The organism is Methylobacterium cerastii, assembly GCF_022179125.1.
Lineage (GTDB): Bacteria > Pseudomonadota > Alphaproteobacteria > Rhizobiales > Beijerinckiaceae > Methylobacterium > Methylobacterium cerastii.
This window is the reverse complement of sequence record NZ_BPQG01000095.1, coordinates 23,502-44,452: the sequence shown is the minus strand read 5'-3', so window position 1 is coordinate 44,452 and position 20,951 is coordinate 23,502. Positions and strand designations below refer to the sequence as shown.

19 protein-coding genes are annotated in these 20,951 nt (G+C 70.6%); 11 read left to right on the top strand and 8 right to left on the bottom strand.

Annotated elements, in window-relative coordinates; translation table 11 throughout:
- Window positions 1–32: 32 nt before the first annotated feature.
- The gene (locus tag MFF13_RS23765) at window positions 33–455 is read right to left on the bottom strand and encodes a DUF2780 domain-containing protein (RefSeq protein WP_348644091.1); all 423 of its coding nucleotides are present in this window, start codon (window positions 453–455) and stop codon (window positions 33–35) included.
- 103 nt (window positions 456–558) lie between these two features.
- On the opposite strand from MFF13_RS23765, the gene MFF13_RS23760 reads away from it, so the two are divergent.
- The gene (locus MFF13_RS23760; RefSeq protein WP_147762298.1) at window positions 559–2,091 is read left to right on the top strand and encodes a helicase HerA-like domain-containing protein; all 1,533 of its coding nucleotides are present in this window, start codon (window positions 559–561) and stop codon (window positions 2,089–2,091) included.
- Window positions 2,092–2,124: 33 nt separating this feature from the next.
- Here MFF13_RS23760 and MFF13_RS23755 read toward each other — a convergent pair whose 3' ends face one another.
- Entirely contained in the window at window positions 2,125–3,648 is a 1,524-nt protein-coding gene (locus MFF13_RS23755) for a DUF2252 domain-containing protein (RefSeq protein ID WP_238273108.1), read from the bottom strand.
- A gap of 137 nt (window positions 3,649–3,785) precedes the next feature.
- On the bottom strand, window positions 3,786–4,586 hold the full coding sequence (gene xth, locus MFF13_RS23750) for an exodeoxyribonuclease III (RefSeq protein ID WP_147814174.1): 801 nt from the start codon (window positions 4,584–4,586) through the stop codon (window positions 3,786–3,788).
- Between the two features lie 161 nt (window positions 4,587–4,747).
- Here xth and MFF13_RS23745 point away from each other — a divergent pair, with 161 nt between their 5' ends.
- From MFF13_RS23745 to glpX, 3 genes are all read left to right on the top strand, one after another.
- On the top strand, window positions 4,748–5,428 hold the full coding sequence (locus MFF13_RS23745; protein ID WP_238273107.1) for a ceramidase domain-containing protein: 681 nt from the start codon (window positions 4,748–4,750) through the stop codon (window positions 5,426–5,428).
- 171 nt (window positions 5,429–5,599) lie between these two features.
- Window positions 5,600–6,922, top strand: coding sequence for a homoserine dehydrogenase (locus MFF13_RS23740; protein WP_147828925.1), 1,323 nt, complete (start codon window positions 5,600–5,602; stop codon window positions 6,920–6,922).
- A gap of 148 nt (window positions 6,923–7,070) precedes the next feature.
- Window positions 7,071–8,066 (top strand): class II fructose-bisphosphatase, encoded by a 996-nt coding sequence (glpX, locus tag MFF13_RS23735; protein ID WP_147828923.1) that lies wholly within the window; start codon window positions 7,071–7,073, stop codon window positions 8,064–8,066.
- Between the two features lie 59 nt (window positions 8,067–8,125).
- Here the strand turns inward: glpX and MFF13_RS23730 are convergent, their stop codons facing one another.
- Window positions 8,126–9,112 (bottom strand): L,D-transpeptidase, encoded by a 987-nt coding sequence (locus MFF13_RS23730; protein WP_187273630.1) that lies wholly within the window; start codon window positions 9,110–9,112, stop codon window positions 8,126–8,128.
- A gap of 435 nt (window positions 9,113–9,547) precedes the next feature.
- On the opposite strand from MFF13_RS23730, the gene MFF13_RS23725 reads away from it, so the two are divergent.
- The 5 genes from MFF13_RS23725 to MFF13_RS23705 all read left to right on the top strand — a co-directional run bounded on the left by MFF13_RS23725 (window position 9,548) and on the right by MFF13_RS23705 (window position 15,106).
- Entirely contained in the window at window positions 9,548–9,814 is a 267-nt protein-coding gene (locus tag MFF13_RS23725; RefSeq protein WP_147828921.1) for a hypothetical protein, read from the top strand.
- A 364-nt stretch (window positions 9,815–10,178) separates the two neighbouring features.
- Window positions 10,179–11,432, top strand: a complete 1,254-nt coding sequence (locus MFF13_RS23720) for an MFS transporter (RefSeq protein WP_147828919.1) — start codon at window positions 10,179–10,181, stop codon at window positions 11,430–11,432.
- 317 nt (window positions 11,433–11,749) lie between these two features.
- Window positions 11,750–13,042, top strand: a complete 1,293-nt coding sequence (locus tag MFF13_RS23715) for an MFS transporter (protein ID WP_238273106.1) — start codon at window positions 11,750–11,752, stop codon at window positions 13,040–13,042.
- Between the two features lie 11 nt (window positions 13,043–13,053).
- A complete protein-coding gene (locus tag MFF13_RS23710) occupies window positions 13,054–14,274 on the top strand; it encodes a CaiB/BaiF CoA transferase family protein (protein WP_147828915.1) in 1,221 nt (406 codons plus the stop codon).
- A gap of 22 nt (window positions 14,275–14,296) precedes the next feature.
- Window positions 14,297–15,106, top strand: coding sequence for an enoyl-CoA hydratase/isomerase family protein (locus tag MFF13_RS23705; RefSeq protein ID WP_238273105.1), 810 nt, complete (start codon window positions 14,297–14,299; stop codon window positions 15,104–15,106).
- Between the two features lie 159 nt (window positions 15,107–15,265).
- Here MFF13_RS23705 and MFF13_RS23700 read toward each other — a convergent pair whose 3' ends face one another.
- From MFF13_RS23700 to dctP, 3 genes are read right to left on the bottom strand one after another with little or no spacing between them, the layout of a single operon-like run.
- A complete protein-coding gene (locus tag MFF13_RS23700; protein WP_147750442.1) occupies window positions 15,266–16,618 on the bottom strand; it encodes a TRAP transporter large permease in 1,353 nt (450 codons plus the stop codon).
- A complete protein-coding gene (locus tag MFF13_RS23695) occupies window positions 16,615–17,307 on the bottom strand; it encodes a TRAP transporter small permease (RefSeq protein ID WP_147828911.1) in 693 nt (230 codons plus the stop codon). Before MFF13_RS23695 ends, MFF13_RS23700 begins: the two co-directional genes overlap by 4 nt.
- Window positions 17,304–18,326, bottom strand: coding sequence for a TRAP transporter substrate-binding protein DctP (gene dctP / locus MFF13_RS23690; RefSeq protein WP_147828909.1), 1,023 nt, complete (start codon window positions 18,324–18,326; stop codon window positions 17,304–17,306). Before dctP ends, MFF13_RS23695 begins: the two co-directional genes overlap by 4 nt.
- A 177-nt stretch (window positions 18,327–18,503) precedes the next feature.
- Here dctP and MFF13_RS23685 point away from each other — a divergent pair, with 177 nt between their 5' ends.
- Together MFF13_RS23685 and MFF13_RS23680 are read left to right on the top strand one after the other, a co-directional pair.
- Window positions 18,504–19,160: a GntR family transcriptional regulator gene (locus MFF13_RS23685; RefSeq protein ID WP_238273104.1), complete on the top strand. Its 657-nt coding sequence runs from the start codon at window positions 18,504–18,506 to the stop codon at window positions 19,158–19,160.
- A gap of 120 nt (window positions 19,161–19,280) precedes the next feature.
- Entirely contained in the window at window positions 19,281–20,207 is a 927-nt protein-coding gene (locus tag MFF13_RS23680; RefSeq protein ID WP_147828905.1) for a class I SAM-dependent methyltransferase, read from the top strand.
- A 3-nt stretch (window positions 20,208–20,210) separates the two neighbouring features.
- Here MFF13_RS23680 and MFF13_RS23675 read toward each other — a convergent pair whose 3' ends face one another.
- A complete protein-coding gene (locus MFF13_RS23675; protein WP_147828903.1) occupies window positions 20,211–20,912 on the bottom strand; it encodes a GntR family transcriptional regulator in 702 nt (233 codons plus the stop codon).
- Window positions 20,913–20,951: the final 39 nt, after the last annotated feature.

Genomic DNA, 20,951 nt, shown 5'->3' with positions numbered 1-20,951 from the left:
AAACGCCCCGCGAGGCCGCCGGTCGTCGGGTCTCAGACGAACTGGTTGAGGCCGGGGACCGAGCCGACGATCGGCCCCATCACGTCCTCGCCCGCCTTCTCGCGGCCGTAGGCGAACAGCTCCTGGCCGAGCGGCTGCATCTGGCCCATCGGCACGCCGGCCGACATCAGCTTCTGGCCGAGCGCCATCACGCCGCCGCCCATCATGCCGCCGAGCATGCCCATCAGGCCCCCGCCGCCGCCCTCTTCGGCGTTCGAGGTGGCGACCAGGGACTCGGAGCCCGGCATCGACGCCATCAGCTGGCTGACCTCGGTAGCGGGGCCTTCCTTCTGGAGGAAGGCCAGGATGTGCCCGATCGCGGTCTGCGCCGTCGCGGCATCGAGGCCCGTGCGGTTGGTCACGCGGGCGATGAGTTCTTCCATGGTCGGCAGCTCCCGAGGGTGTTTCCTCGTCATTCGGGCCTGGACGCGCGGAAATCAAGCCGAACGCCCGCGCATCTGGCAAAGCCGGGCTCCGGCGCCCATAACCGTGACGATCGGCGCGAAGGGGATTGGGCGGATGGCGGGCGACGGCAGCATCCTGGTTGGAAAGAGTCCCCAGAAAGCGGGGCCGCCGAAGCCGGAGGTGCTGACGCTCAAGCTCGCCAACCGGCACGGTCTGGTGGCCGGCGCGACCGGCACCGGCAAGACCGTCACCCTGCAGGTGATGGCCGAGGGCTTCTCGAACGCCGGCGTCCCGGTCTTCGCGGCCGACGTGAAGGGCGACCTGTCGGGGCTGGCGGCGGCCGGCGAATCCAAGCCGGTCTTCGTCAAGCGCGCCGAGGAACTCGGCATCGCCTACGAGCCCGACCGCTTTCCAACGGTGTTCTGGGACCTGTTCGGCGAGCAGGGCCACCCGATCCGCTGCACCGTGACCGAGATGGGGCCGCTGCTGCTGGCACGCCTCCTCGAACTCAACGACACGCAGGAGGGCGTGCTCAACATCGCCTTCCGCGTCGCCGACGAGAACCAGTGGCCGGTGATCGATCTGAAGGACCTGCGCGCGCTGCTGGCCTTCTGCTCGGAGAACCTCAAGACGATTTCGGGGACCTACGGCAACGTCTCGGCGGCCTCGGTCGGCGCGATCCAGCGCCAGCTCCTGATGCTCGAGAACCAGAACGCCGACCGCTTCTTCGGCGAGCCGGCCCTGAACCTCGAAGACTTCATGCGGACCGACCGCGACGGGCGCGGGTTCGTCAACATCCTGGCCGCCGACAAGCTGATGCAGCGGCCCCGGCTCTACGCCTCGTTCCTGCTGTGGATGCTCTCCGAGCTGTTCGAGCAGCTGCCCGAGGTCGGCGACCTGGAGAAGCCGAAGCTGGTGTTCTTCTTCGATGAGGCGCACCTGCTGTTCAACGATGCGCCGAAGGCGCTGCTGGACGCGGTCGAGCAGGTGGTGCGGCTGATCCGCTCGAAGGGCGTCGGCGTCTACTTCGTGACGCAGAACCCCCTCGACGTGCCGGAGACGGTGCTGGGCCAGCTCGGCAACCGGGTGCAGCACGCGCTGCGCGCCTTCACCCCCCGCGACCAGCGGGCCGTGAAGGCGGCCGCCGAGACGTTCCGGCAGAACCCCGGCTTCGACGTGGCGGAGGCGATCACCCAGCTCGGCGTCGGCGAGGCCCTGGTCAGCTTCCTGGAGCCGAAGGGCACGCCGTCGGTGGTCGAGCGCGCCCTGATCGCCCCGCCGCAGGGCCGCGTCGGGCCGCTGACGCCGGCCGAGCGCGCCGACCTGATCGCCAAAAGCCCGCTGCGCGGCAAGTACGACGAGGCGATCGACAGCGAGAGCGCCTACGAGATGCTCGCCAAGCGCAAGAACCTCGACGCCGCCCCGGCCGAGGCGGCGCAGGCTTCGGAGGGGGGCCTCGGCGGCCTGCTCGGCGGCATCGTGGGCAGCGTCTTCGGCAAGCCCGCCGCCAAGGCCGGCCGAAAGGCCCCGCAGAGCCTCGCCGAGCAGGTCGTTTCGAACGCCGCGCGCTCGATGGCCCGCAGCGTCGGCACACAAGTCGGCAACGCCATCCTGCGCAACGTGCTCGGCGGGTTGATGAAGCGGTAGCGCCGGGGCCGGCCCCGCGCTGGCCGCGTCAAGTCAGAGGCAGGGATCGTCCGCCGCCTCGAGCCGGCCCGACGCGATGGCGGCGAGGAAGGCCTCGTAGTCGGCCGCGTTCTGGTCGCCGTAGGCGTGCGCCCAGTCGGCCAGGGCCTCGCGCAGGTCCGCGTGGCGGTCCTTGCCGCAATAGCCGGCGATGGCGGCCGCGTCGCCGGTGCGGGCATGCGCGCGGGCGAGCAGCGCGCCGTAGGCCCAGGAGAAGTACAGCAGCGGCTGCCCGGTCATGCACGAGACCGGGATCTCGCCCTTCATGTTCTTCATCTGCCGCACGTAGAACGGGCGGTCTTCGATCGTGGTCCAGCCGAGCAGCGGGTCTCCGACGCCCTGTAGCAGGCGCTGGCCGTAGATCACCCGCTCGCCCTCGTGGCTGGCATAGGGCTCGGGCATGCCGGGCAGGTAGGGGGCGTGGGCCGGGCGCACGGCCTCCTTCACCTGCAGGAAGAGCACGTCCTGGTCGGAGTTGCCGCAGAGCAGCGCCACGTAGGCGCGGGTCCCGACGCTGCCGACCCCGACGACGCGGTGGGCGACGTCGACGACGTGGTAGCGGCTCAGCATGAACCGGCGCTCGCGCGGCAGCGTCTCGGCGTAGTGCTCCAGCCCCGTGATCACCGCCTCGCGGGTCTCGTCGTCGACCCCGGTGAGGATCGGCGCGTCCTCGCGGAAGCGCCAGCCGCCGTCGACGCGGCGCTCGCCGACGCGGGCGAGCAGGCTCTGGTTGTTCTTCTTGCGCGCCTTCTCCACCGCCTTGCGCACCACCGCCTGCGACGCCTCGTCGATCCGGACGCCCGAGACGTCGAGCCGGTCGGCGCGGGTCGCCTGCTGCCAGACGTCCAGCGAGCCCTGGGGCGCGAGGTCCAGCATCGTGTGCTGGTAGCCGCCGACCGCCGCCATCACCGCCTGCCGCCGCGCCTCGGCCGGAACCGCATCCTCGCGGGCGGCGACCTCGATGCTGGCGACGAGCCGTTTCAGGTCCCACTCCCACGGGCCGATCGTCACCTCGTCGAAGTCGTTGAGGTCGAGCACGACGTCGCCCTGCGGCGTCCCGAACAGGCCGAAGTTCGAGATGTGCGCGTCGCCGTTCATCACCACGTTGATGTCGCTGCGCGGGCCGTGCGCGAGGTCCCAGGCCATGACGTGGGCGGCGCCGCGCAGGAACGCGAAGGGCGAGCTCGCCATTCGCGCCACCCGCAACGGGACGAGCCTCGGCTGGCGGCCTTCGTGCGCCCCCACGATCAGGTCGACGGGGTCCGGCCGGTCGGAGGGAAGGTCGAGGGCCGCGTGGGCTTCGTGCGGCACGGCCTCGCGCAGGCGCTTGCCGGCGGCGCGGCGCTTGTCCCAGGGCTCGCCGCCGGTCCGCAGATCGATGTGCGGATAGTCGGCCAGCGGCTCCAGCACGACCTCTTCGGCCGCCTCGTGCGCGTCGCGTCCGTCCTTGTCCTGCCTTTGATCCTGCGCTGGTCCGGGCACGGTCTCGGCCTCGCCGAAGGCGTCGTCGCCGCTCATCTGATTCGGTCGTTCCATGCTCGGTCGTCCCAGGGCTGCCGGCGTCTCCCGGTGGCGCTGAACAACCTGAGCCGGATAACTTTGTTGCGGAGCCGGGGATTATGTCGCCGCGAAAGGCGTGGACAACGCCGGCGCGCCTACCCCGCCGCCAGCTCCACCGTCACGGGGACGTGGTCCGACGGCTTCTCCAGGCCGCGCAGGTGCTTCTGCACCGAGGCCGAGACCAGCCGGTCTGCGGCCTGCGGCGAGAGCAGGAGGTGGTCGATGCGAATGCCGAAGTTCCGCGACCAGGCGGCGGCCTGGTAGTCCCAGAAGCTGTAGAGGCCGGGGCGCGGGTCGCAGGCGCGAACCGCGTCGGTCAACCCTTCGGCCAGCAGCGCGCGGAACGCCGCCCGCGTGGTCGGCAGGTAGAGCGCGTCGTCTGCCCAGGCCGTGGGCTCGGCCGCATCCTCCGGCTCGGGGATGACGTTGTAGTCGCCCGCGAGCACCAGCGCGGTCTCCTCGCGCATCCGCGCGATCGCGTGAAGACGCAGCCGCTCCAGGAAGGCGAGCTTGTAGGGGTATTTCGGGCTCGCCACCGGGTTGCCGTTCGGCAGGTAGATCGAGGCCACCCGCACCGGCGCGACCCCGTCCCCGCTGACCAGCGCCTCGACGTAGCGGGCCTGCTCGTCCTCGGCGTCGCCCGGGAGCGCGCGCAGCACGGTGGCCGGATCGTAGGTCAGCGGCGCGCGGACCAGCAGCGCGACGCCGTTATAGGCCTTCTGCCCCACCGCCTCGACGGCATAGCCGGCCGCCTCGATCTCGGCGCGCGGGAACGCCTCCTCCTGGCACTTCAGCTCCTGCAGGCAGACCACGTCCGGCTTGGCCTCGTCGAGGAAGGCGAGCAGGTGCCCGACCCGCTGCTTGATCGAATTGACGTTCCACGTGGTGATGCGCATCGCTGGCGTCCTGGAGGGCGGAGCCCGTCGTCTGGCGTCCTGAAGGGCGAAGCCCGTCGTCTGGCGGCTTGTGAGGGCGGAGCCCGTCATCGGGCCTTCGCACCGGCCTGACAAGCGGAAGGCCGGGCGCGTCGCCGCCCGCTCACGCAACGAGGCCGCCGGTGGACTGGTTCGAACCGATCGGCGCCTATTGCGAGCGGGGCGGCGCGGCGTTCTGGGCGGAGCCGGTCAACGCCCTGTCCAACGCCGCCTTCCTCGTCGCCGCCGTCGCGGCCCATCGGCGCGCCCGCGCGGCGGACGACCGGGCCGGCGTCGCGCTGGCGCTCCTGACGGCGGTCGTCGGCATCGGGTCGTTCCTGTTCCACACGCTCGCCGTGCGTTGGGCCATGCTCGCCGACGTCGTGCCGATCGCCGTGTTCATCCACGCCTACTTCTACCTGGCGATGGTGCGGTTCCTGCGATTCGGGCCGTTCGCCGCATGGGCGGCGACGCTGGCCTTCGCGGGCTTCGGCTTCGGGCTCGTCCCGGCCCTCGACGCCGTCGCCGGCCGCTCGGTCGAGGTGCTCACCAACGGCTCGATCGACTACCTGCCGGCGGTGCTGGCGTTGGTGGGCGTCGCCCTCGGGCTCCGCGGCGTGGACGACCCGGCCGCGACCGGCCGGCGGGTCGTGGCGCTGGCGGCGCTGTTTTCCGTCTCGCTCGCCTTGCGCACCGCCGACCGGGGCGTCTGCGCGCTCGTGCCCGTCGGCACCCACTTCCTCTGGCACGTCCTCAACGCCGCGGTGCTCTACGGCTTGGTCGTCGCGGCCGTCCGGCATCGCGAGGCGGTTTCGCGGCGGTGACGGAGGAACCTCGGGATGCGCCCCGGCGCCCGGCCGATTTCTTGCGCCTCCCGGCAAATCGAGGCAGAAGGGCGGCGCCGCAGCCGATGGGGCGCGCGGCGTTCCCCGCGCTCGTCCACGCCGGCCGACAGGCCGCCGACGGCGCAGGGCAGAAGGCTTGCGAAAACCACCATGTCCCAGAGCCTCCGCCTCGGTGTCGCCGGTCTCGGCACGGTCGGCGCCGCCGTCGTCCGGATGGTCGCGCGCCGGGCCGCCGCGCTCGCCGCCGCGACCGGCCGCGACATCCGCGTCGTCGCCGTCTCCTCCCGCGACCGCACCCGCGACCGCGGGTTCGACGTCGCCGGGCTGCACTGGTTCGACGATCCGGTGGAGATGGCGCGCTCGGCCGAGGTCGACTGCGTGGTCGAGCTGATCGGCGGCTCGGAAGGGCCGGCCAAAGCCGTGGTCGAGGCCGCGCTCGCCGCCGGCAAGCCGGTCGTCACCGCGAACAAGGCGCTGCTGGCGCTCCACGGCGCGGCGCTGGCGAAGTCGGCCGAGACCGCGGGCGTCGCGCTCGCCTACGAGGCGGCGGTCGCGGGCGGCATCCCGGTGATCAAGGCGATCCGAGAGGGTCTGGCCGGCAACGCCGTGAGCCGCGTCTACGGAATCATGAACGGCACCTGCAACTACATCCTCACCCGGATGGAGCGCGAGGGCCTGACCTTCGAGGCCTGCCTCAAGGACGCGCAGGCCCTGGGCTATGCCGAGGCCGACCCGACCTTCGACGTCGAGGGTTTCGACACCGCCCACAAGCTCGCGATCCTCACGAGCCTCGCCTTCGGCACCTCGATCGACGCCGAGGGCGTCTCGGTGGAGGGCATCTCCGGGGTGAAGCCCCTCGACCTACGGATGGCCGAGGAGCTCGGCTACCGGATCAAGCTGCTCGGCGTCGCGCAGGCGACCGAGGCGGGGATCGAGCAGCGCGTGCACCCGACCATGGTGCCGAAATCCTCGAGCATCGCCCAGGTGATGGGCGTGACCAACGCGGTGACGATCGATGCCGACGCCGTCGGCGAGCTGACCCTGATCGGCCCGGGCGCCGGCGGCGAGGCGACCGCCTCCGCGGTGGTCGCCGACATCGCCGACCTCGCCGCCGGCCTGAGCCGCCCGACCTTCGGCTGCCCGACCGCGTCCCTGCGCCCGGCCGAGCGGGTCGAGATGCAGCGGCACGAGGGCGGCTATTACATCCGCCTCACGGTCCACAACCGGCCCGGCGTCGCGGCGGGCGTGGCCACCCGCATGGCCGAGCGCGAGATTTCGCTGGAGAGCATCCTGCAGCGCCGCACCAGCGAGATGGCGGAAAGCGATCCGAAGGGCCGCTCCGGCCAGCCGGTGCCGCTGGTGCTGATCACCTACGCGGCGACGGAGGGGAACATCCGCGCGGCCCTCGACGCCATCGCCGGCGACGGGCTGCTGGCCGAGGCGCCGCAGCTCATCCGGATCGAGCGCGAATAAGCCTGTTCGGCGCCCAACAGAACGGCACTATCGTTCCGATCCCGCCCAAAATCGAAAACCCAAGTTATTTTCGTGCATCCTAGCCGCGGTAGGCTGTAGGAGCAGGGGCACCGAAAACGTTCGGGCCGCGGGAAGGGCTTGGGAAACGATGGACGAGGCGCTCATGCAGGGCTCGCGGAGCGTCGTCGCGCGCACGCTCACCCTCGAACTCGCACGCGTGACCGAGCGCGCGGCCATCGCGGCGGCGGCCCTGCGCGGGCAGGGCAACGAGAAGGCCGCCGACCAGGCCGCCGTCGACGCGATGCGGGCCGAGCTCAACGCGCTGCCGATCGACGGGACCGTGGTGATCGGCGAGGGCGAGCGCGACCGGGCGCCGATGCTGTTCATCGGCGAGCGCCTCGGCAGCGGCGGCGGCCCCCGCGTCGACCTCGCGGTCGACCCGCTGGAGGGCACGACGCTCTGCGCCAAGGACATGCCCGGCGCGATCGCGATCATGGCGATGGCCGAGCGCGGCTCGCTGCTCGCCGCCCCCGACGTCTACATGCAGAAGATCGCGATCGGCCCCGGCTATCCGCCCGGCCTCGTCGACCTCGACGCCAGCCCCGCCGACAACATCGCCGCGCTCGCCCGCGCCAAGGGCGTGCCGACCTCGCAGATCGTCGCGATCGTCCTCGACCGGCCGCGGCACGGCGACCTCGTCGCCGCGATCCGCGCCACGGGGGCGGGCGTCCGCCTGATCTCCGACGGCGACATCGCCGGGATCATCTTCACCAACTCGCCCGACGAGACCGGCGTCGACATCTATCTCGGGATCGGCGCGGCGCCCGAGGGCGTGATCGCGGCCGGCGCGCTGCGCTGCATCGGCGGCCAGATGCAGGGCCGGCTAATCCTCGACACCCTGGAGAAGCGCCGGCGGGCGCAGGACATGGGCATCGGCGACCCGAACCGGAAATACGAGCTGACGGATCTGGCCCGCGGCGACGTCACCGTCGCGGCGACCGGCGTCACCGACGGGGCGCTTCTGCGCGGCGTGCGCTTCAAGCCCGGCGTCATCGAGACGGAGACCGTGGTCTACCGCTCGGCCACCGGCACGGTGCGGCGCATCCTCGGCGAGCACCGCCGCGCCGAGCGCAACGCGGACTGATCGAACGCGAACGCCGTCCGCCGGGGCTTCCCCCCGCGGACGGCGCGGTCGATTCCTGCTCAGTTCAGGACGACGACCTTGGTGCCGACGTTGACGCGGCTGAACAGGTCGATCGCATCCTGGTTGATCATGCGGATGCAGCCCGACGAGACGCTCTTGCCGATCGAGTTCGGATCCAGCGTGCCGTGGATGCGGAACAGCGTGTCCTTGTTGCCCTGCCACAGGTACATGGCGCGGGCGCCCAGCGGGTTGCGGTTGCCGCCGGGGACGCCGACGCCGCTCGGCAGCGTGTCGACCTCGCGCGCCAGGTGCGGCGTGCGGGCGATCATCTCCTTCGGCGGGTACCAATCCGGCCAGGCCTGCTTCAGGTTCACCGTCGCGGCGCCCGACCACGAGAAGCCCTGCTTGCCGACGCCGACGCCGTAGCGCCGCGCCCGGCCGTCCGCCTGGACCAGGGTGAGCTGGTGCGCCCGCGGGTCGACCACGATCGTGCCGGGCTCGTAGGGGCCGGTATAGGCGATCTCCTGGCGCAAGAACGCCGGGTTGGCCTTCTTCCAGTTGAAGGCCGCCACCGGGAACGCGTCGTCGGCGATCGCGCCGTAGGCCTTGTCGTAGTTGATCGGGCCGTTGTCGACCGGCCGGTTGATCGCCGCGGCCATCGCCGGGGAGAGCTGGTTGGCGCCGGGCTTCGGGCCGACGGTGAGCGGCGCGGCGGGCGCGTCGGCCGGGCTCTCCTGCAAGGTCTCGGGCGGGCGCCCGGCGAGCTGCTGGCGCTCGGGGATGGGGCGGCGCTCCGAGGCCGTGGCGCGGTCGGGCACGGCGCGGCCGAACTCGACGCGGCCGGCATAGGGCTCGTAGCGGCCGCCGCGGAGGCGGTAGAGCGCGCCGGACTGGTCCTGGAACAGGCGGTCGTCGTCGCCGACGCCGTCGATGGCGCTCGACGCGAGGGCGCCCCGTCCCTGGGCGTGCACGGGTGCGGTCGCGGACAGGCTCGCGAGGCCGGTCATCGCGCCGGCGAGCAGGAGGCTTCGCAAAGTATTCGGCATGGCGGTTCGAAACGTCCTTGATCCGAGGTCCCCGGGCCGGCGACGGGCCGGCACGGAACCTTGAGTCACGCGGTCGAGCGGCAGGCGGCCGCGATCCGGTGGTGACGGGCAAGGCTTAGCAAGTCACGGCCCGTCGCGTCATCCTTCGCCGCGTTGCGGAATCCGTTTCCTGGGGCGGCGTCGATTCCTTGCAACGGTGGCTGCCCTGTCGACCGAGGTCTTCAACGGGGCGCGGCCCGGCCGCGACACCTCAAGTGTCGCGCAACCGCCGGGCCGAAATCTGACCCGTGAAATCCGCCGGCGTCGCGGCGGCAAGCCTTTACCATGTGCCGTCCTCGTCGGCAGAGCGGGGACAAGTTGCGACGGGGCGATTGATTTGTCGCCCGACCTGACGGCAACAGTATCGCAGCCCTCTCGATCTTCGGACATCTCCCCGTGACATCCGCTTCGAACTTGCGCGCGCGCCTCGCGGCGTCGCTCCTGGCGCTCGCCTGCGTCGTCGCGACGCCCGCAGCCGCACGGGAGGCGGCGCGGCGTCCGGAGCGTCCGCGCCCGGTCCAGACCGTCGAGCCGCCGCCGCCGTCCGAGCCGACGGGCGCGTGGACCTCCGGGACCGCGCCAGCCGATTGCACCCGCGCCCGGCGCAAGCTGTGGCAGCCGGAGCAGGGCTGGATCGTGAAGACCATCACCACCTGCCACTGACGCAGCCGTCATCGACTCCTCTGTAATCGTTCGCTCGTCGAGCCTCGCGGGTTGCCTCCGGTTTGGGCGTCCGCGCCCGACCGCATGCCGCCTAGGCATCGTTGCCGCGAATCCCGGCATCCAGTGCCCGCGGCTTGGCCGTTTCCCTCAGTCTTCGTCGGCTGCGCCGCAGGCCTTCAACGGGGGGCTGCGCCTGGCCAGGCCGCCCCGCCACGTCTGGCACGTTTGCTGCTTTTCCGGAGATCGCCGCGCGGCGCGCGGCACGCTGGGCAACGAAGCCTCGCAAAGCGGACGGTGTGAGTCCGGTTCCTCCGGCATGAGCGGCGGCGCGAAGGCGCCCGCTCGATCAAGACGAGCACCCACGATGGCCTCCTTCAAGACCGTAATGAAGTCGGGACACCCCCCGACGCTGTTCGCCGCCTTCCTCTACTTCGACTTCTGCTTCGCGATCTGGGTCCTGAACGGCGCCATGGGGCCGTTCATCACCGAGACCTACAAGCTGTCCCCGGCCCAGACCGGGTTCATGATCTCGCTGCCGATCCTCGCGGGCGCGATCATGCGCTTCCCGCTCGGCGTCCTCGCCCAGTATATCGGCCGGAAGAACGCCGCCATCACCGAGATGGGCGTCATCATGCTCGCGATGGCCTACGGCTTCTTCTTCATCTCGACCTACAACGACGTGCTCGCCATGGGCGTGCTGCTCGGCATCGCGGGCGCCTCGTTCGGCGTCGCCCTGTCGCTCGGCTCGGGCTGGTTCCCGCCGGAGCACAAGGGCCTCGCCATGGGCATCGCCGGCGCCGGCAATTCCGGCACCGTGCTCGCGGTGCTGTTCGCGCCGCCGCTGGCCCAGGCCTACGGCTGGCAGGCGGTCTACGGCTTCGCCGGCTGCGTCATGGCCATCCCGCTGATCGTGATGATCGTGCTCGCCAAGGAACCGCCGGACCTCGAGCACCAGTCGTTCAAGGACCACATCTCCTGCCTGTTCACCAAGGACGGCTGGGCCTTCTCGCTGATCTACGTCATCACCTTCGGCGGCTTCATCGGCCTGTCGAACTTCCTGCCGACGTTCTTCTACGAGCAGTTCGCGGTCACGAAGGTCGAGGCCGGGCGCCTGACCATGCTTGCGGCCTTCATGGGCTCGGGCATCCGCATCCTCGGCGGCTACTTCGCCGACCGGATCGGCGGCATCGCCGTGCTGTCGGTGGTCCTGCTCGCCTCGATCGCCTCGTTCCTGGCGCTCACCGCCACCCCGTCGCTGGCCGCCACCACGATCCTGTTCATGCTGTGCTTCGCGGCGCTCGGCGCCGGCAACGGCGCCCTGTTCCAGCTCGTCCCGCTGCGCTACCCCACCAACACCGCGGTGTCGGGCTCGATGATCGGCGAGATCGGGGCGCTCGGCGGCGCGATTCTGCCGAACGTGATGGGCTTCTCGAAGCAGTACACCGGCGCCTTCGCCACCGGCTTCGTCGTCTACGCGGTCTTCGCCGCCGTGGTGCTCGGCTGCCTGTTCCTGTGGCAGCGCAAGTGGGTCGGCGCCTGGGTCGGCCCGCGCGGCAAGGTGCTCGATCCCTCAGCGACGCCCGCCCAGGCCAGCGGAATGCGTCCCGTCACGGCCTGACCGGCCTCTCATGATCGAACGGGAAACGGGGGCTTCGGCCCCCGTTTTCGTTCGTCCGGCGACCTGATGGACCGGATGCGAACGAGGCTTGCCCGGCGTAGCCCGGCTTCCGACCCGCCACCCGTGCAGGCGGATCGTGCGGGCGGAAAACGCCTGATTCCTAACACCCGTGGTTGCACTCCGGCATAGGCCGAGCGTACTGAATACGTAATGCGAAACGCCGCACCCGGTCGCCGAGGCCAGGCTGACGGCGCGGACCGCCACAAGGCGGCTGCCAAGAACGCTGCGCAAGAACGCCGTGCCGGAGGATCGACGCCATGATCAAGCGCCTGAGCGCCACGAACAGCGTGCTGTTCCTGCTCTGCCTGATGTACTTCATCACCTATCTCGACCGGGTGAACATCGCCACCGCGGGCGCCGTGATCATCAAGGATCTCGGCATGTCGAACACGCAGTTCGGCCTGATCCTCTCGGCCTTCGCCTACCCCTACGCGATCTTCCAGGTGATCGGCGGCTCGGTCGGCGACAAGTTCGGCGCGCGGAGCACGCTCCTGGTCTGCGGATTGATCTGGGCCACGGCGACGATCCTCACCGGCTTCGTCGGCGGCCTCGTCAGCCTGTTCCTCGCCCGCGTGCTGCTGGGCTTCGGCGAGGGCGCGACCTTCCCGACCGCGACCCGCGCCATGCAGAACTGGACGGCGCCGGGCCGTCGCGGCTTCGCGCAGGGCATCACCCACGCCTTCGCGCGGCTCGGCAACGCCGTGGCGCCGCCGATCGTCGCCTTCCTGATCTACCATTTCGGCTGGCGTTCGAGCTTCGTCATCCTCGGCGCGATCAGCTTCGTCTGGGTCGTGATCTGGTACCTCTATTTCCGTGATGACCCGTCCGACCACAAGGCGATCACCCAAGCCGAGCTCGACCAGCTGCCGCCGCCGCGCAAGGTCGGCGCGAAGCAGTCGGTGCCGTGGGGCGCGCTGACCAAGCGCATCCTGCCCGTCACCATCACCTACTTCTGCTACGGCTGGACCCTGTGGCTGTTCCTCGGCTGGCTGCCGAGCTTCTTCAAGCAGAGCTACGGCCTCGACCTGAAGAACTCGGCGCTGTTCGCCTCGGGCGTGTTCTTCGCCGGCGTCGTCGGCGACACGCTCGGCGGCGTGCTCTCGGACCGCATCTTCGAGAAGACCGGCAACCTCAAGCTCGCGCGGCTGTCGATCATCGTCGTCGGCTTCCTCGGCGCCGCGGCGAGCCTGACGGGCGTGTTCTTCACCCGCGACCTCACCTATGTCGCCCTGCTGCTCTCCTCGGGCTTCTTCTTCGCCGAGCTGGTCATCGGCCCGATCTGGTCGGTGCCGATGGACATCGCGCCGAAATTCGCCGGCACCGCGAGCGGGCTGATGAACACCGGCTCGGCGATCGCCGCCATCGTCTCGCCGATCGTGTTCGGCCTGATCGTCGACATGACCGGCGATTGGACGCTGCCGTTCGCCGGCTCGATCGGCCTGTGCCTGCTGGGTGCCGCCACCGCCTTCACCATGCACCCCGAGCGCCCCTTCGTGGAGCCGGCCGAGGCCGGCGGTATCCCGCCCGTCGCGGTCGCGCCGGTGCGCTGAGGCGGATGGCGATGGTGGACGCACGACGCGAAGGCCCGCTTGCGGGCGTAAGAGTGATCGAGCTCGCCCACATCATGGCGGGCCCGGTCTGCGGCCTGATGCTCGGCGACATGGGTGCCGAGGTGATCAAGGTCGAGAAGATCCCCGGCGGCGACGACACCCGGCGCTCGGTGCCGCCGTCGCTTCACGGCGAGAGCGCCGCCTACATGATGATGAACCGCGGCAAGAGCGGGCTGGCCCTCGACCTCAAGAGCGAGGCCGGCAAGGCGGTGCTCCACCGGCTGCTGGCCGACGCCGACGTGCTGATCGAGAACTACCGCGCCGGCACGATGGAGAAGCTCGGCCTCGGCTACGAAGCCCTGCGCGCGCGCCATCCGGCGCTCGTCTACTGCTCGCTCTCGGGCTTCGGCCGCTCCGGCCCCTACGCGGAGCGGGCCGGGTTCGACCTCGTCGCGCAGGGCATGAGCGGGCTGATGAGCGTCACCGGCGCCGGGCCCGGCGAGCCGCCGATGAAGTGCGGGCCGCCGGTCACCGACATCACCGCCGGCATCCTCGCGGCGATGGGGGTGCTCGCCGCCTACACCCACCGCCTCAAGACCGGGCAGGGCCAGGTGGTCGACACCTCCCTGTTCGAGGCCGGCATCACCCTGACGTACTGGCAGTCGGCGATCGCCATGGCGACCGGCGTGGCGCCGGGGCCGATGGGCTCGGCCCACCCGCTGAACGCCCCCTACGAGGCCTTCGAGACGCAGGACGGTTGGATCACCATCGGCGCGGCCAACCAGACCAACTGGCTGCGCCTCCTCGACGTGCTCGGCGCCGACACGCTCGCCGCCGACCCGCGCTTTTCGCTCAACGCCGGACGCATGGAGCACCGCCTCGCGCTGGCCGAGGCGCTCGCGCCGTACTTCCGGGGCGACACCTCCGAGGCGTGGCTCGCGCGTCTGGAGGCCGGCGGCGTGCCGGCCGGCCCGGTGCTCGACGTGAACCAGATGCACCGCGATCCCCACACGCTGGCCCGCGAGATGGTGGTCTCGGTCGAGCACCCCCGGGCAGGGTCGATGACGACGCTCGGCCTGCCGGTGAAGTTCTCGGCGACGCCGGGCAAGGTCCACGGCCCGGCGCCGCTGTTCGGCGAGCACTCGCGCGCGATCCTGCGCGGGGCCGGCTACGACGACGCGGCGATCGACGGCTTGATCGCGGCGGGCGTCGTGGGCGAGACGACGGCGTGACGATTGGATGAGGACTTCGAGCATGAGCGACGCCGCCCCGACCGATGAACTGCTGGTCTCCCAGGACGGCGCCATCGCCCGCATCGTCCTCAACCGGCCGCACGCCCGCAACGCCCTGACCTTCGCGATGTACGAAGGCCTGGTGACCCAGTGCCTGCGGATCCAGGAGGACGTGTCGGTCAAGGCGCTGGTCATCACCGGGGCCGGCGAGAAGGCGTTCGCCGCCGGCACCGACATCGCCCAGTTCCGCAGCTTCGAGACCGCGGAGGATGCGCTGGGCTACGAGCGCTTCATGGACCGGGTGCTCGGCACGCTGGAGCGGATGCGGGTGCCGACCATCGCCGCCATCGCGGGCGCCTGCACGGGGGGAGGGGCGGCGATCGCCGCCGCCTGCGACCTGCGCGTCGCCACGCGCGACGCACGCTTCGGCTTCCCGATCGCCCGCACGCTCGGAAACTGCCTGTCTCAGGGCAACCTCAAGCGGCTGTCCGACCTGATCGGCCCGGCGCGGGTGAAGGACATCATCTTCACCGCCCGCCTCGTCGGCGCCGAGGAGGCGCTGACCATCGGCCTCGTCGGCGAGGTGGTGGCGGACGCCGCAGCGCTCGCCGCGCGCGCGACCGAGCTGGCGACGCTGGTCGCCGGCCACGCGCCCCTGACGATGCAGGCCACCAAGGAAGGCCTGCGCCGGCTCGCCGAAGAGGCCACCGCCCCCGAGGGCGAGCCGCAGCCCGGCGACGACCTGATCCTCAGCTGCTACATGAGCCGCGATTTTCGCGAGGGCATGGAAGCGTTCTTGGGCAAGCGCGCGCCGGATTGGCAGGGGCGGTAGCGGCGCGAAGGGGCGCCCTTTCCCTGCGCCACGCCTGACACCTTCCACCTCGCACGACCGCCCTCACCACCGCTTCGGCTACGCCGCCGCTCCCCCGGTTGCACGACGGGGTGCAGCCGGGCCTCTCCCCGCCCGCGGGGAGAGGGGAGGAGGGGCGCGCTACCGCGTGGACGGCAGCAGCAGGTCGGGCAGCCACAGGGCGATGCCCGGCACGAGGCACAGGATCAGGATCGCCACCGCCATCAGCACCACGAAGGGGAGCGTCCCCCAGATGATGTCCGAGAGCGGGATGTCGGGGGCGATGTTCTTGATGACGAAGATGTTGAGCCCGACCGGCGGGTGGATCAGGCCCATCTCCATGGTGATGGTCATCACCACGCCGAACCAGACCAGGTCGAAGCCCGCGGCCTTCAGCGGCGGCAGGATGATCGGCGCGGTCATCAGGATGATCGAGACCGGCGGCAGGAAGAAGCCGAGCCCGATCACCAGCCCGAGGATCGTCACCAGCAGCACCCAGGGGGAAAGCTGCATCGCCACGATCGCGGCGGCCGCCGACTGCGAGATGTGCAGGTAGCTCATCACGTAGGCGTAGAGCAGCGACATGCCGATGATCAGCATCAGCATGGTCGACTCGCGCAACGTCGCGGTGAGGATCGGGCTGACGTCCTTCGGGCGCCAGACGCCGTAGATCACCGCGATCAGGCCGAGCGCCAGCAGGCCGCCGAGGCCGGCCGTCTCGGAGGGCGTGGCGTAGCCGCCGTAGAGCGCGACCATCACGCCGGTGAGCAGCACCACGAAGGGCAGCACCCGCGGCAGCGTCTCGAAGCGCTGGCGCATGCTGTAGGTGTCGTCCGCCAGGATCGGCGACTGGACGCCGCCGCGCTCGTAGGCGGCCTTCGCGGTGGCGTACTCGGCGCGGAAGCGGAACACCGCCCAGGCCGCGAACAGCCCGACCAGCAGCAGCCCCGGCCCGATGCCGGCCAGGAACAGGCGCCCGAGCGACTGCTCGGCGGCCACCGCGTAGAGGATCATGGTGATCGAGGGCGGCAGCAGGATGCCGAGCGTCCCGCCGGCCGCGATGATGCCGGCGGCGAAGCCCGGCGAGTAGCCGCGCTTGCGCATCTCCGGGATGCCGGCCGAGCCGATGGCCGAGCAGGTGGCGGGCGAGGACCCCGCCATCGCGGCGAACAGCGCGCAGGCGAAGACGTTGGCGATGCCCAGCCCCCCCGGGATGCGGTGCATCCAGGCGTGCATGGCCGAGTAGAGGTCCTGGCCCGCCTTCGAGCGCCCGATCGCCGCGCCCTTCAGGATGAAGAGCGGGATCGAGAGCAGGGTGATCGAGGCCATCTCCTCGTAGACGTTCTGCGCCACGGTATCGAGCGAAGCCGCCGGCATGAAGACGAACATGAACGCCAGCGCGACGAAGCCGAGCGCGAAGGCGATGGGGATGCCGGCCAGCATCGCCGAGAGGGTCGCCCCGGCATAGAGGAAGCCGATCGCGGCGGTGCTCATCGGGTGATCCTCGCGGTGTCGACGGTGTCGCCCATCGGGTCCGTGCCCCGCGGGGTCACGTCCGGCCGTCCGTGCATGTCTGTGTTCAGGTCGGCGCCGAGGCCGACCTTCGGGGCGACCCAGCCGGCGGAGTTCGGACCGTAGGTGAGGGCCTGGACGATCTGCACGGCGAACTGGATGCCGAGCAGGCTCATGCCGACCGCCATCAGGGCGTAGGGGATCGCCAGCGGCGGGCCCCAGCTCGATTGCGAGACCTGGCCGTCGACGTAAGCCTCGTGGAACAGCGTCCAGCTCTTCCAGGCGAAGAACACCACGAAGACGAAGCTGATCACGTCCGCCATCAACAGGCGGGCGCGGTTGACCTTCGGCGACAGGAACCCGGTCAGCGCCTCGATCGCCACGTGGCCGCGCTTGGCCTGGACGGCGGCGGCCGAGAAGAAGGTCGCGCCGACGATCAGGAACACGGCCATCTCGTCCTGCCAGTCGGTCGGCTCGTGCAGGACGTAGCGGATCACCACGCTGTAGCTCAGCACGAGGCAGGCGCCGACGAGCGCGAGCCCGCCGAACACCATGATCACCCCGTTCAGGCGCTTCATCGCCCGGTCCATGACGCCGAGCGCGCCGGGGATCCGGGGCTCGGCGACCGCCTTCTCGGAGGCGGCCGAGGCCGCGTCGAAGGCGTGGCTCACGCGACCTGCTCCGCCAGCTTGAGGAGCTCGGCGCACTGCGCGTTCTTGGCCGCGTAGTCCTTCCACGCCGTGTCGCGGGCGATGTCGCGCCACTGCCCCATGGTCTTCTCGTCGAGGTTCTGCACCTTGGCGCCGGCCTTCGAGAAGACCTGCTCGACATGGGTGTCGTCGGCCTTGGCGCCGTCCTGTCCGAAGGATTCGAGCTCGGCGCCGACCGCCATGATCAGGTCCTGCTGGTCCTTCGGCAGCCCGCTGAAGATCGCCTTCGACATCATGATCGGCTCGAGCATGAACCAGTAGGAGCGCTCGCGCCCCGAGGTCAGCGCCTTCGACAGCTCCTCCAGGCGGAACGAGATCAGGCTGGTGGAGGAGGTGATGACCGCGTCGCACGCGCCGGTCTGCATCGCCGCGTAGGATTCGCTCGACGGGATCGAGAGGGTGGCCGCGCCCGCCTGCTTCATCATCAGGTCCATCTCACGCGAGCCGCCGCGGACCTTGAGGCCCTTGGCGTCGGCCGGCGCGTAGAGCGGGCGCTCGCGGCTGGCGACGCCGCCCGCCTGCCAGACCCAGGAGACCAGGACGATGCCCTTGGCGTCGAGGATCTCGGTGAGCTTGCGGCCGACCGGAGCCGCCTTCCAGGCGACGCCCTGCGCGTAGGAGGTCACGAGCCCCGGCATCAGGCCGATGTTCAACTCGGGGATCTCGCCGCCGGCGTAGGGCGAGGGGTAGAGCGACATGTCGAGCGCGCCTTTGCGCATCGCGCCGAACTGGGCGTTGGTCTTCATCAGCGACGAGCCGGGATAGACCTGCACCTCGAGCGCGCCCTTCGAGCGCTCGCCGACCGCCTTGGCGAGCTTGCGGCACATGCGATCGCGGAAGTCGCCTTCGTCGATGGTGCCGCCGGGGAACTGGTGGGAGAGCTTCAGCACCGTCGCGGCCTGGGCGGCGCCGAGGCCGAAGCGCAGGAGGGCGGGTGCGGCGAGGCCGCCGGCGAGGAGGGCGCGTCGGGTCGGCGTCATGCTGTTTCTCCCGCGTCGCACAATCGCGACTGTCTTGTTTTTGCGCTGCACAATATAGTGAATTCAACGCTTGGTATATATTGAACGGGCTCTTGTATATTTTGTCAACGCCCCTGCATAATGAGTTCTCGGGAATCGTCACGCTCGGGAATCGTCACGCTCGGGAGGCGTCCAGCGATGAGCCAGGCACAGCGCCTGCGGCAGACCATCGAGGATGAGATCGTTGCCGGCCATCTTGCCGTCGGCGCGCGCCTCGACGAGGTGATGCTCGCCGAGCGGTTCGGGGTGTCGCGCACGCCGATCCGCGAGGCGCTGCTGCAGCTGGCCGTCACCGGGCTCGTCGAGACCAAGCCGCGCAAGGGCACGATCGTCAGCGCGCCGGAGCCGCAGCACCTGCTGGCGATGTTCGAGACCATGGCGGAACTGGAGGCGGCCTGCGGGCGCTTCGCCGCGCGGCGCCTGACCCCCGACCACGAGGCGGCGCTGAAGGCGGCGCTCGCGGCCTGCGAGGCGTCGGCGGCGGCCGGCGACACCGAGGGCTACTACGCCGAGAACCAAGTGTTTCACGCCGTGGTCTACGGCGCCTGCCGCAACGCCTTCCTCGCCGAGCAGGCCCGCCTGCTGAGCCGGCGGCTGGCCCCCTATCGCCGCCTTCAGCTGCGGACGCGCCACCGCCTCGGCCAGTCGCTGGCGGAACATGCCGGCATCGTCGCAGCGATCCTCGCCGGCGACGACGCGGCCGCGGCCGAACGCCTGCGCACGCACGTGGTGGTGCAGGGCGACCGCTTCTCGGACCTCGTCGCCGGCCTGCGCTCGCTCGGCGACGCCGCCTGAGGCGGGAATCCCGTTCACCGCGTTTGCAATCGGTGCAGAGCGCTACGCAGAACAACTCAACCCAAGATTGTATTTGCTGCTACGATCCGCCTCGTCGGGATGGGCCGGTCGGAGGCGTCGATGCTCAAGCAGTTGGTTCAAAGCGCGGGTCGGAAGGCCGGCCTCGACATCTTCCGCGCGAGCACCGATCCGTTCCGGTGGAGCCACACCGTCCACGACTACTATCCGGTCATGCCGCAAGCGCGCTGGCAGCCGCAGACGCCGCCGCACAGCCGGCTGCGGGCGGTGCTCGACCAGGGGCGGCCGGACTACGCGCGCTTCGTATCCGCGCTCGAGGATCACGCTGCGCTGATCCACGACGTCGCCCACGCGCCCGACCCTGCGGACCCGACCGCGCCGTGCTGGAACAACACTTGGTTCACGGCGCTGGACGCCGCCGCGCTCATGACCTTCCTCGCCTGGAAGCGGCCGGCCCGCTACGTCGAGATCGGTTCGGGCACCTCGACCTGCTTCGCGCGCCGCACGGTGGAGCGGCTGTCGCTCCCGACCCGGATGACCTCGATCGATCCCAACCCGCGCCGGCACATCGACCGGATCTGCGACGCGGTGATCCGCCAGCCGCTCGAAGACTGCGACCTCACGGTGTTCGACACGCTGCAGGCGGGCGACGTCCTGTTCTTCGACGGGTCGCACCGGGCCTTCGCCAACTCGGACGTGGTGGTGTTCTTCTTCGAGATCCTTCCGCGCCTGGTGCCCGGCGTGATCGTGCAGATCCACGACATCTTCATTCCCGACGACTACCCGACCGCCTGGAACCACCGGCTCTACAACGAGCAATACCTGCTCGCCGCGATGCTGATGTGCGGAAGGCCGCCGTTTCGGGTCACGGCGCCGGTCACCTACCTGTGCCAGGATCCGGAATTCGCGGCGCGGGTGAAGCGCGTGTTCGCGGCGCCGGCCGGCGGCCTCGACATCCCGTTCACCTACCCGAACGACACCGGCCTGCCCGGCGCCTCGTTCTGGTTCGAGACGCGGCGCGTCGACTGATCGTCAGCCGGCGGCGTCCGCCGGCAGCTCGGCGGCGGCGTCGCCGAAGTTGGCTGCGATGACCGGCTTCTTGCCGCGGATATGCTCGCGCATCAGGTGCGAGAGCGCGGGGCCGTCGCGGCCGCGCAGCAGCTCCACCATCCGCTCGTGCTCCTCGATCGCCCGGGTCCACTGCTCGGGCGTCTGGTGGGCGGAGTAGCGCGAGCGCTGGATGCGGCCCGACAGGCTGCGGTAGATCCCCGACAGCGTCGCGTTGCGGCTCGCCGCCATGATCGCCTCGTGGATCTGGCGATTGAGGCGGAAGTACCCGGCCTCGTCGGACGCCTTCCACATCGCCACCATCGCGTCGTGGTCGGCCTGGATCGCGGCGACCTCGTCCTCCGTGACGGTGCGGCAGGCGAGGTCGGCGGCCGTCGCCTCGAGGCCGGCGATGACCTCCATCATCTCCTCGATCTCGACCTGCGAGAGGCTGGCGACGCGGGCGCCGCGGTTCGGCAGCAGTTCGAGGTGGCCTTCGGTGGCGAGGATCTTGATCGCCTCGCGCAAGGGGGTGCGCGAGATGCCGAAGCGTTCGGTCAGCTCGCCCTCGTTGACGCGGGCCTTCGGCTCCATCTCGCCGGATTGGATCAGCGCACGAATCCGGTCTGCCACCTCGTCGTGAAGATAACGTCGATTGATGCCGAGTCCGGGATCGATCTTGTTCATGCGGTCGATTTCATGCGTTCGATGCTCATCGCTGCCGAG